Here is an 11,369-nt window from a genome sequence, read left to right as displayed (position 1 = left end):
ATAATTAGTAATAAATGTATGATGTATTATCGTATCATATATGATTAATGTAATAGTGCATATTAAAAAATAAAGTGAAAATAATTTTATGAACGTAGTAATTTTATTCTTCATAATAACCTTACATCTCCTTCTTTTTTATTTTGATCCTATTAGTTATAGCAAAGATTCATATGCCTAAAGAAGATATTTTAACCAGTCAGGAAAAAAAGGTATTATATGCCTTAATCTTCCGTCTGGTTTTTTTGTTGAATTCTGATTCCGATCAATGATTTCAATGCCGTTACGCCATCCTGTATTTCCTTTTCACTGAGATGACCGTAGCCCAATAATAATTTATTCGTATGTAAATTTTCATCACTGCAGTACTGGGAGATGGTCTGTATTTGAATGCCGTTCTTTCTGCAGTCCGAAACAAAATCATTTCCAAAATTCATATCTGGAAATTCGAGAGCTACATGAAGTCCCGATTCATCTCCCCAGGAATTAATCTGGCTGCCAAATGCCTCCTTTGCCGCTGTCAGAAGGGTTTCGCGCTTCTTTGCATACACTTTGCGCATACGCCCAATGTGATGGTCCATTTTCCTGCTTTTTAAAAATTCCGTAAGGGCGATCTGCTCCAACACGGGATTTTGAACATCCAGATAATTCCGGTAATGTCTCCATTTTTCCTGCAGCACTTTAGGAATTACGGCAAATCCGATTCTGAGAGCAGGAAACAGAGTTTTGCTAAATGTTCCCACATAGATGACCCTGGAAGGATCCATGGAGTAAAGAGGGGTTACTGGTGAGCCACTGTAGCGGTATTCACTGTCGTAATCATCCTCAATAATATAGTAATCCTTTTCTGCGGCCAACCGAATCAGAGATGTGCGGCGCGCAGCAGGCAGAATACTGCCTAAGGGAAACTGGTGGGAGGGGGTGACATATACAGCTGATAAATCCATGGTTTTAATCCATGATTCATCGGCGCCCTGCCGGTCTGCAGTCATGTAGCACATAGGATAATTCCGGTCATTTATGACAGTGCGAATTCCTGGGTGGGAAGGATTCTCTAACGCAAAAGGCCGTTCTTTTTTATATAGAATATCCACTAGCAAATAGAATGCCTGGGTAGCTCCTGAGGTAATAAACAGATCTTCCGGATTAACCTCCATGCTTCTGCTGCGCATCAGCCACCTGGATATCTCGATACATAAAGGTTCATATCCTTTTGGACCGCTATATTCCAACTGGTGCACAGGAAGACTGTTTAATGCTTTGTGAATCATCTGGCTCCATGAAGACCACGGAAAAAGTGACAGATCCGGTTGTCCGGTTTTAAAATTCCAACGGATCATGGGCTCGTCTTTTTCTGTATTCTGGGTGCTTCCTGTACTTCCTGGTATCATATGAAGTCCTTCTGCCACCCTTGATGGAGCACCCTGCCGGCTGATAATAAATCCTTCCGTCAACAGCATGTCATAGGCTTCACATACAGTATTGCGTGAGGTTCCCAGCCCTTTTGCAAGCTCCCTGGTGGAGGGCAGTAGTTCGCCTGGAACAATCTCTCCTGTTAGAATCCGCTTTCGAAGGGAGAGAAAAATCTGGCGTGCCAGACTAATTTCGCTGTTGGTACACATTTCTATTCCCCACATATTATTTCCTTTCATTGGACCATTGAAAATAAGTCTTAACTGGCTCTTATCATAGCCAGTTCCTTACGGTATCATTATAGCAAATATCCGCTGTATTGCAATGCTGTGTGAAAGGGAAGAGATGAAAAATATTTCTGGAAAAATTTATTTAATGCTTGGATTTTCCTTAGCTTGGACTTCCGTTGTTACTGGTGCAGTGCTTACGGAAAGGCTGAATGGACGCGTGGTAACACCTATCAGTTTAGGGATTATGCTTATATGTCTGTTTCCTTTTTATGGAGTCAGGTCTATTGGAATGGCTGCCCGCCTAAAGAAAAGGGATCTGGCAGTTTTTACGTTGCAGGCGGGCTTTGGAATTGTTTTATTCCGCCTGTTGCTTTTGACAGGCGTGGGTCTGACAAGCACTGTAGAGGCTGGAATTTTAACGGGTACAACACCGGCAATTACCTCCATTCTGGCATTTCTGGTATTAAGAGAAACCTGCCATTCCTGGACTGTGTTAGGCATTACCAGCAGCGTGTTGGGAATTGTACTGATACAGAATAATCCACAGAATTTAGCTGTATTTTCTGTAAACCATGGGGCTGGAAATTTACTGGTTCTCTGTGCTGCAGCAAGTGAATCAACATTTAATATTATTTCCAGAAAATACAGGGAAGGGGGCAATGATACAGAATTACGTTCCGTTCCGCCAATGATACAAATGTATCTGGTGTCACTAATTGCCTTTCTATTATCACTGATTCCTGGGTTTTATCAGTTGTCTGTACCGTCACTTTCCTTCATTGGCTGGAAGGAATGGCTGGCACTTGGCTGGTACGGTCTGGTGGTTACTGCATTGGCTTTTATTTTTTTCTTTGAGGGAGTCAGGCGTTCTGATGCTTATACGACAGCTGCATTTTCAGGTATGATTCCACTCACCTCCATGCTGCTGTCACTGTTTTTCTTAAAAGAACCAATTGGCCGGAATCAATGGGCTGGAGGAGGTTTTATTATTTTAAGCATGCTTTTAATCGGACGGCAGTCACAAAACAGGAGGCAATTATGATTATATTTGAAGAAAACGTAGAAAAAATTTATCCAGGCACTCGTTTAGGAGTTCTGATTGTAAAAGGAATTTCACAAAAAGCAGAATGGCAAAAAGAAGATGAGGCCATATTTTTAAATGCGCTGAGGAAGAAATATGAGGGGGTTACCAGAAAAGAATTAAAAAAACAAAGCCCTGTTGATGCCTACGCAGCCTATTACAAAAGGTTTGGACAAAGCTATCACCTGCTGGCACAGCTTGATTCCATGTTAAAGGGAGAAAAAACATGTGCTTCAAAATCACCTCTGCTTCAGTCCATGTTTTTTAATGAGCTGGAGAGCATGCTGCTGACTGCCGGTCATGATTTAAACAAGCTGAAGTTACCACTGCACCTGAGTCTGGCGGATGGAAATGAATGCTACCAGTCTATCTCTGGAAGAGAACTGACCGTTGCAGCAGGTGATATGATAATGAGTGACAGTACCAGAGTGTTTTCCAGTATTTTAAAAGGGCCGGACTATGATACCAGGTTAACTCCGGATACAAGGGACGTTCTGTTTACAATTTATGCGCCTCCGGGGATCGATGCTTTTAAAGTCAAGACAGCATTGTTAAGACTGGAAGAGAGAATCCGGGCGTTTGCACCGGACTCGATAACAGAGTTGCTGCAGGTTCTGACAGTGATGAGTCGTTAATAAATGTGAAAATTTTCTCATTGGTTGACAAATGAGATTGTATGAGAGATACTAATAGTAATCTTAAAGTATTGATAAAAATAATTCAATTAGGAGGCATGTTATATGAAATTATTTAAATGTACTGTATGCGGCTATGTTCATGAAGGAGAGACCGCTCCGGAAGTTTGCCCGAAATGTAAAGTGGGAGCAGAGAAGTTTGAAGAACTCGGTGAGGAAGATGCTGAAAAAATATACCGTTCTGATCGTACCAATGCCATCCACATGGAAGTAATCACATTAGCAGAGAAGATGATCGCATTATGCAAGGAAGGAATTGAGGATAATTTAGATCCCAAATGTGTATCTGCATTCACTCAGGCCAAGGATGAAGCATGGGTTATTAAGCAGAGATCCAAGACAGAGCTTGCAGGTCATATGAAGTTAGGAAAATACTAGAAAACAGAAAAATTTATTGACTATCTGGTATAATCCGTTATAATTATTTGTAAAGATACAAAGAAGTATTTGAATATGGACTGCTTCTTGTATAAGCTCATTAATATGGTTTGAGCGTCTCGACCAGGCGACCTTAAATTGCCCTAGGCTACATGAGCACAGACTGAACTGCCGCTTCAAAGGAAGCAGTTGTTTTGTGTGTGTTTCGTGTGCCTGGGGCTTTTTTTTATCCAAACGGCCAGAGAAATGCATGCAGACCAGCGGCAAAAACAGGTATGAAAAGGAGTAAGGAAAGGTATGAAAAAAATCATTCGCTTCTTTCTGAATGGAAAATTAAAAGAGATTTCAGTCAATGGGGAAACAACAGTATTGGAGCTTCTTCGCAGCCGGTTTCAATTAAATGGAATCAAGGAAGGCTGCGGAGAGGGGGACTGCGGAGCATGCACGGTAGTGATCGGGGAGGTAAGAGAAGGTAAGGTACATTATAAGTCCGTTGCGGGCTGTTTGTATCTGGCAGCAAAACTGGAGGGGAAGCATCTCATTACCATTGAGGGGCTTGCACAAAAAGAAAAGCTTCATCCCATACAGGAAGCTGTTTTAAATGCACATGCGACTCAGTGTGGATTTTGTACACCTGGAGTAATTTTGTCAATACTGGCTCTTTATCTGGAGAGACCGAATCCTGGAAAAGAAGAATTCCGCAGATATTTAGAGGGAAATCTCTGCCGGTGCACGGGATATGCATCCATTCGGAAGGTGCCGGAATACTTAGAGGATTTAACCATTCATACTGAAGAAATCCGCCCCGCTTATCTGGAGGAGACAGAAGAAAAACAGCTGGCTTTTGTCCATGAAGATATTTTTATTGATGATGGGGCTCACGCATATTATTCTCCTGTTTCAGAAGATAACCTGGAAGCTTTTATAAGAGACCACCAGGAGCTTGTTTCCGGACAGAATTTAAGATTTTTAAATGGCGGAAGCGATGTAGTGGTGGGAATCAAGAAAAGAAACCAGCATTACAGACTTCTTGTGGATATCAGCAGAATTTCATCCTTGCAAAATATTTCATACAGGGATAATCAGCTGACCATTGGAGGCGGAGTTACTTTGTCAGAAATTATTGATCAGGTAAATCCATTTTTTCCGCAGTTTTCCGATGCAGTTTCAGGGATGTGTTCGGAGCAGGTAAGATCGTCAGCTACCCTGGCAGGTAATCTTGTTAATGCCTCGCCAGTAGCAGATACCGTTCCTCTTTTGATGGCAGTAAACGCAGTCGTACATTTAAAAGGCCGTGACGGAATAAGAAGCATTCCTGTCCGGGATTTTTATCATGGCTATAAACAGACAGAGAACAAATCAGACGAGTGGGTTGCTTCCATTACCATTCCAGTAGGAGAGTATGATTTTATTCACTTTGAAAAGGTCAGCAAGAGAAAAGAAGTGGACATATCCGCAGTTAATTCTGCCATTGCCTTACAGGTATCAGAGGGGATGATTAAAAAAGCGTCCATGGCCTGTGGAGGTGTGGGTCCTACTACACTTTATATGCCAAAAACCTCTCTTTACCTGGAAGGAAAGCATATGGCAGAGGAGACCTTTTTGGAGGCTTATGACATAATCAGCGGAGAGGCATCACCCATTGGCGATGTGAGAGGGAGTGCAGATTACCGGAAAGCTGTAATGGAAAATCTTTTAATGAAACATTATCTGGCTTATGAAAGCAGTCAGGAGGCAGATGGTCATGAAAAATGAACAGATGAGACAAAATAATCAGTGGGGGCAGGCAGGAACCTCACCGTTACACGTAAGCGGACGTGATCACGTAATGGGGCGTTCCCAGTTTATTGACGATATTCCAAAACCCGGAAACCTGTTATATGTAAAGGTTATGGTTAGTCCGGTTGCAAACGGACGGATTGTAAAACTGGATACACAAAAGGCCAGTGAGATGCCGGGGGTGGCTGCTGTTCTGACAGCAGAGGATATTCCAGGTGAGAATCAGATCGGTGGAATCATTAAAGATGAGGTATGCCTGGCTCAGGAACATGTACAGTTTGTGGGTGAACCTGTTGCAGTCATTGCTGCAGAAAGCATAAAGGAAGCGGAAGCAGCCATGGAACAGATCCTGTTCGAGGTGGAAGAAGAGACTCCTGTGCTGACTGTAAGGGAAGCCATAAAAAGAGAGCAGTATGTGGGCCCTGTGCGGAAAATTGAACGTGGTGATGTGGAGTCTGTTTTTGCTGACTGCCCCTGTTATATGGAAGGTGTAATCAGAAATGAGGGACAGGAACATTTTTATCTGGAAACCCAGAGTGCCCTCGCCGTGCCGGAAGACAACGGCGGCATTACCCTGTATTCCTCTTCTCAGAATCCCAACGAGATTCAGAAGATGGCATCGGGAGTTCTGGGGCTGCCTCAGAATATGGTTACAGTAGACATTAAAAGACTGGGCGGAGGATTTGGAGGGAAGGAATCTCAGGCAACCTCCTGGGCCTGCCTTGCTGCTCTTACAGCCTATCTTACCGGGCAGCCTGCTCTGGTTCACCTGACCAGAGATGAGGATATGCTTTCAACTGGGAAGCGCCATGCATTTGAGAGCGATTACCGGGTGGCATTTGATAAAGAAGGAAAGATTCTTGCATATTCCGTAGAGCTTAATTCCAACTGTGGAGCGGTTGCAGATGTGAGCACCTCCGTTTTGGAACGGGCAATGCTCCATGCTGAGAACAGCTATCACATTGAACATATAAAAATTATTGGAAGACCCTGCAAGACTAACTTACACCCGGCTACTGCATTCCGGGGATTTGGCGGACCTCAGGGTATTTTCGCAATTGAAAGCGTAATTGAGAGAATTGCATATACGCTGGCACTGGATCCGTATGATGTGAGAATGAAGAACATGTACCACAAAGGGGATGTGGCTCCTTACGGGCAGGAGATCTATCATGGGGAAGACATCGGAAGAATCTTAGAAAAACTGAGAACAGACAGCCGGTGGGATGAACGGAAAAAAGAAATTGCTGCGTTCAATCAGAAAAACCGGTATGTGAAAAAAGGACTTGGAATCACTCCGGTAAAGTTTGGCATTTCCTTTACAGCAGCTCATTTAAATCAGGGAAGTGCCCTGATTTCAGTATATACAGATGGATCTGTTTCCGTCACCCACGGAGCCATCGAGATGGGCCAGGAAGTTAACACGAAGATTGCCCAGATTGCGGCAACTACCCTGGGGGTCCCCATTGGAACAATCAGAATAGAAAGCAATAATACCAAACGGGTTGCTAACACCTCGGCAACTGCAGCGTCTTCCGGATGTGATTTAAACGGTCATGCGGTGGAGAATGCCGCACTTAAGATTCTTGGAAGGCTGAAAGAACTGGTATCAAAGCTATATCCCGGAGAAGATGAAGTATTTGAAAACGGTTATGTCTATGGGGTGCATGATGGAAAAACAGATTATGAGAATCCTCTTATCTCGTTTAAGGAGCTGGTACAAAAAGCATATTTTGAGCGGATTGATTTATGCGATCACGGGTATTACGCAACTCCCGGCATCTATTTTGACAGGGATAAAGGAGAAGGGCATCCATTTTTATATTATGTATTTGGAGCTGCAGTCGCAGAAGTAACCGTTGATTTGCTTACCGGCCAAACCACTCTTGATTCAGTTCATATCCTTCACGACTGTGCAAGCAGTATCAACCCCATGGTGGATATCGGACAGATTCAGGGCGCGTTTATCCAGGGCGTGGGCTGGGTTACAACGGAAGAACTGGTGTATCAGGACAAAGGAAGACTTCTAAGCAGTTCACCGGCTACCTATAAGATTCCAACCATTGGCGATATTCCGGAGGAATTTCATATTGAACTGATGGAAGGCTGCATGAATGAACTTGGCATTAAGCGGTCAAAGGCCATTGGAGAACCGCCGTTTATCTATGGAGAATCCGTATTTTTCGCGATTACAGATGCTCTTAGCACTCTGGGAAGTTTTCCGGATGAATTAAGCATTCCGGCAACTCCGGAGAAAATCTGGAGAGTGATAGAGCGGAACAAAAAGTAGTGAGTGGTATTAATACTGAGCAGGAGAAAAGAGCTTTATTCGCTTTTCTCCTGCTCTTTTAGAATTCTTATAAATGCATGACAGAATTTAATCAGTGTATCTTTGGAAGTCGAAAGCGGAGCATAGATCCGTATGAGATTGTAATTTTCTGAAAATCCGGTAAAGAAGCCTTCTTTTAAAAGCTTTTCATAAACTATTTCAGCACTGATGTAAGGCTGCAAAATAATCCCGATCATCAGTCCTTTTCCGCGTACTTCTTTTATGTAAGGGGAATCTTTTAAATGCATTTTCAATAACTCACCTTTTATTTCAGCTTCTGCCACTAAATTCTGTTCGGCTATGGCAGTCAGTGTTTTTAATGCAACCATTGTACCCAAGGGATCATCACTGTGAGATTGTACATATCGAAATCCGGAATCCTCAAGTTCAGGCTGATGGCTTGATCTGACCAATACTCCGCTAATGGGATATCCATTCCCCAGGTTTTTTCCCATTGCAATGAAATCCGGGCATAGATTCGCTTCACAAAATTCTTCATAATGCTGGTAGCCAAAAAATTTTCCGGTTCTTCCGATGCCGGTAGTGACCTCGTTCATGATAAGCATCCCTCCGGCTGTTTTTATGCGGACGGCAATAAATCTTATCAATTTTTGCGGAGGAAATAAAAGAAGCCCCCCGGAGTTTCCAGGTTCCAGTACAAATGAGGCATAAGCAGAAAAGTCAAAGGACTGAAATTTTATACAGTCTTCACAGCTTTTTTCCCTGGGACAATATAAGCAGTCGGTTGGATTAAAATCCGTCCATTTCACCGGATCTCTGGGCATTCGAAGACCGCATGCGGCGCCAAGATAGGAAATGGTAAGGCTCAGGCACTTGTGCCTGCCAGTAAGGAACTCAGAAAGCATGACACACAGTGATACTGCTTCTGTACCGGAAGTTAAAAAGGTAGCACAGTAGGAAACAGGAAGCTTGGCAGAGTCTGTAAGAAGCTGAACCAGTTGGTCGAAGTGGGAGCAGTCAAAAAACTGATGGGTATGTACCGGATATTTTAAATCCTTAATGGCTTCTTTCAGGGTATATTTAGAGTGTCCTAAAACTGCAGCCCAACAGCCAGATTCAAGATCAACAAGGTCCCCATATTCTTCTGTAACCAGCATGTCTTGCTCTGAGGGGGAAAGTGTTAGTGTTGTATTTGGCCGGGTAAACAGACGAAGCCGTTTCGTACTGTTATTTTTCATAACGAAATCTCCTTCCAGGTGGATGATTAATATGAGGATAGTATATAATAGAGAAAAGAACAGTACAATAATGGGAAAATACAACTGTACTACTACAGTGAGAGGCGAAACAGATGAAGAAATCGGAGGAAGTAAAAAAATATATTGCGGAACTGGCTGAGAAAGGGAAATTAAAAAATGGAAACAGGCTCCCAAGCTGCAGAGAAACTGCGGCTATGCTGGCAATGAATAAGATTACGGTAAACCGTGCTTACAGAGAGCTTGAGGAGGAGCATAAGGTTTATTCGATTCAAAGAGGTGGATTTTATCTGGCAGATTTTGAACTGGAATCAGAACAGGAGAAGACAGAGGTGGACTTTACGGCAGTAAAACCGGATAAAAGACTTCTGCCCTACCGGGAGTTTACTCATGTCATGAATAAATCTTCGGAGTTATATAAGACAAGTGCCTATGATTACGAAGAGCCAAAGGGACTTATGAGCTTAAGAAATGTTCTTACGGATTATATGACGACTGGCGGAATTTATACCAGTCCGGACCAGATTCTGGTGACGAACGGAGCCCAACAGGCGATTAGCCTTGCTCTTCAGTGTATCTTTCCAGACCGGAAAGGAAAACTTCTGGTAGAAATACCGACTTACAGCCTGGCAATAAAACAGGCACAAATGATGGGCATTCAGATGATTGGAATTGAACGTACCAGTGCAGGGTATGATTTCAAAAAGCTGGAAAAGCTGCTGAAAGAGGAAGATATACGAGCTTTTTATCTGATTCCCAGACATCATAATCCTACTGGGTACAATTTAAGCGAAAAAGATAAAAGAAAAGTTGCAGATCTATCCAATACGTATTTCATTCTTTTGATCGAAGATGATTATCTGGCAGATTTAGGTTCCGCCAATCATGCCATGCCCGTTCATTACTATGGAGACAAGGAAAGAGTGATATATATCCGGAGCTTCTCAAAAACCTTTATGCCCGGACTGCGGATTGGGGTTGGTGTATTTCCAAAGTTTATAGTTAATGAAGCAGCAGAAAGGAAGTGGCTTGCAGATCTAAACACATCCAAGCCATTTCAGTACGCGCTGGAGCTTTTTATTGAATCCGGCATGTATGAAAAGCACATCCGTAAAGTTAGAAAGACTTATTCTGAGAAAATGAAAAAAGCTTCGGCAATTTATAGTTCTCTGAAAACGGAAGAGATGAACTGGCACATTCCAGATAACGGAATCTTTATATGGATAAGAGAGAGTAGGGAGATTGACGGCACTTATTTGGAACATAACCTAAAAAAGCAGGGGATTATCGTAAAAAATGCGGCGGATTGTTTCCTTCCGGATGATTTAAGAGAGAACAGTAATAAAAGGTGTTACCGGCTGTGCCTTTCAGGAATTACTAATCAGAATCTGGAACGTCTATCAGAGGTAATATTGGCATTTCAGCAAGCAAAGCCGTTACATGAAAATATTGATGACGAGCAGGAGAAACGCTTATGAAGCAGGCTTCTCCTGTTCTTTTTGAATAAATTCAAGAATAGCTTTTGCTGCAATTTCCTGCTGATCTTCTCCCGGGATAAGGGCTGTTCCATCCCCGTTCTGACTTCCATAATTTCCAAAGCCGGCGTGATTTCCACCCTCTATGGGAATCACATTTGCAGCTCCTTTTATGTTCCCCCTGCTTAACACGCTATCCATGGTACCATATAGAATAAGTGCCTTTTGCGTATCTATATCCCCATAAGGATAGGCGCCAAGCAGGATCAGTCCATTTAAGGAGTCAGGGTGGGATGCCATGTAACTGCTTGCCATGGCTCCTCCCAGAGAATGTCCGCCAATATACCAGTTTTTTATATCCGGAATCTCCTGCATGATTTTATCTGCGGCGGCGGGGTTAAATACAGCAAGATGAAATGGCATTTTTACAAGGATACAGGTGATTCCCTGGCTGGAGATTTTTGACAGAAGCGGATAGTAGGCCGCAGCCTCCACTTTTCCTCCCGGGTAAAAAATAAGAGCCGTATCGGTCTGGGTTTTGGAAGATAAAAGGATATACTGCTTTTCCTCTTTTGCGCGTCCGCTTTTTATATCCTGATTCAGTGCGTTTACAGCAACGTCTTCCGCTTTATAGTAGATGGATGTATCAATAAAAAATGCAGTGATAAAGAGGATTAAGATTGTCAGGAAGATTACCGCTGTTTTTTTTAACAACTTTTTCATAAGAATCAATCCTTTCAATAAAATAAGTAATGAAACACATTACAGGTAT

General features: G+C 42.7%; 8 protein-coding genes, 1 pseudogene and 1 riboswitch. Of the genes and pseudogenes, 6 read left to right on the top strand and 3 right to left on the bottom strand.

Annotation, left to right across the window (positions count from 1 at the left end; translation table 11 throughout):
- Positions 1-224 precede the first annotated feature (224 nt).
- On the bottom strand, positions 225-1,637 hold the full coding sequence (pdxR, locus tag ABS301_RS08515) for a MocR-like pyridoxine biosynthesis transcription factor PdxR (protein WP_349671814.1): 1,413 nt from the start codon (positions 1,635-1,637) through the stop codon (positions 225-227).
- 121 nt (positions 1,638-1,758) lie between these two features.
- Between pdxR and ABS301_RS08510 the strand changes: the two genes are divergently transcribed.
- The 5 genes and pseudogenes from ABS301_RS08510 (at position 1,759) to xdhB (ending at position 7,866) form a co-directional block, all read left to right on the top strand.
- Complete coding sequence (locus ABS301_RS08510) at positions 1,759-2,685, top strand: DMT family transporter (RefSeq protein WP_349671813.1); 927 nt, start codon at positions 1,759-1,761, stop codon at positions 2,683-2,685.
- Complete coding sequence (locus ABS301_RS08505; protein ID WP_349671812.1) at positions 2,682-3,359, top strand: hypothetical protein; 678 nt, start codon at positions 2,682-2,684, stop codon at positions 3,357-3,359. Before ABS301_RS08510 ends, ABS301_RS08505 begins: the two co-directional genes overlap by 4 nt.
- A gap of 105 nt (positions 3,360-3,464) precedes the next feature.
- Positions 3,465-3,578 (top strand): annotated as a pseudogene (locus tag ABS301_RS08500) (rubredoxin-like domain-containing protein); the annotation flags it as partial.
- Between the two features lie 286 nt (positions 3,579-3,864).
- Positions 3,865-3,968, top strand: a riboswitch (purine riboswitch).
- Between the two features lie 126 nt (positions 3,969-4,094).
- Positions 4,095-5,552: a xanthine dehydrogenase small subunit gene (locus tag ABS301_RS08495; protein ID WP_349671811.1), complete on the top strand. Its 1,458-nt coding sequence runs from the start codon at positions 4,095-4,097 to the stop codon at positions 5,550-5,552.
- The gene (xdhB, locus tag ABS301_RS08490) at positions 5,542-7,866 is read left to right on the top strand and encodes a xanthine dehydrogenase molybdopterin binding subunit (RefSeq protein WP_349671810.1); all 2,325 of its coding nucleotides are present in this window, start codon (positions 5,542-5,544) and stop codon (positions 7,864-7,866) included. Before ABS301_RS08495 ends, xdhB begins: the two co-directional genes overlap by 11 nt.
- Before the next feature lie 35 nt (positions 7,867-7,901).
- Here xdhB and ABS301_RS08485 read toward each other — a convergent pair whose 3' ends face one another.
- The gene (locus tag ABS301_RS08485) at positions 7,902-9,104 is read right to left on the bottom strand and encodes an aminotransferase class III-fold pyridoxal phosphate-dependent enzyme (protein WP_349671809.1); all 1,203 of its coding nucleotides are present in this window, start codon (positions 9,102-9,104) and stop codon (positions 7,902-7,904) included.
- Positions 9,105-9,217: 113 nt separating this feature from the next.
- Here ABS301_RS08485 and ABS301_RS08480 point away from each other — a divergent pair, with 113 nt between their 5' ends.
- Positions 9,218-10,600 (top strand): aminotransferase-like domain-containing protein, encoded by a 1,383-nt coding sequence (locus ABS301_RS08480; RefSeq protein WP_349671808.1) that lies wholly within the window; start codon positions 9,218-9,220, stop codon positions 10,598-10,600.
- On the opposite strand, the gene ABS301_RS08475 is transcribed toward ABS301_RS08480, so the two are convergent.
- Positions 10,595-11,320: an alpha/beta fold hydrolase gene (locus tag ABS301_RS08475; RefSeq protein WP_349671807.1), complete on the bottom strand. Its 726-nt coding sequence runs from the start codon at positions 11,318-11,320 to the stop codon at positions 10,595-10,597. The genes ABS301_RS08480 and ABS301_RS08475 overlap by 6 nt on opposite strands.
- Between the last annotated feature and the right edge of the window lie 49 nt (positions 11,321-11,369).

This window comes from Lacrimispora sp., from assembly GCF_031982545.1.
GTDB lineage: Bacteria > Bacillota > Clostridia > Lachnospirales > Lachnospiraceae > Lacrimispora.
Note: the sequence above shows the minus strand (reverse complement) of the source record. Positions and strands in the feature narration are given on the sequence as shown.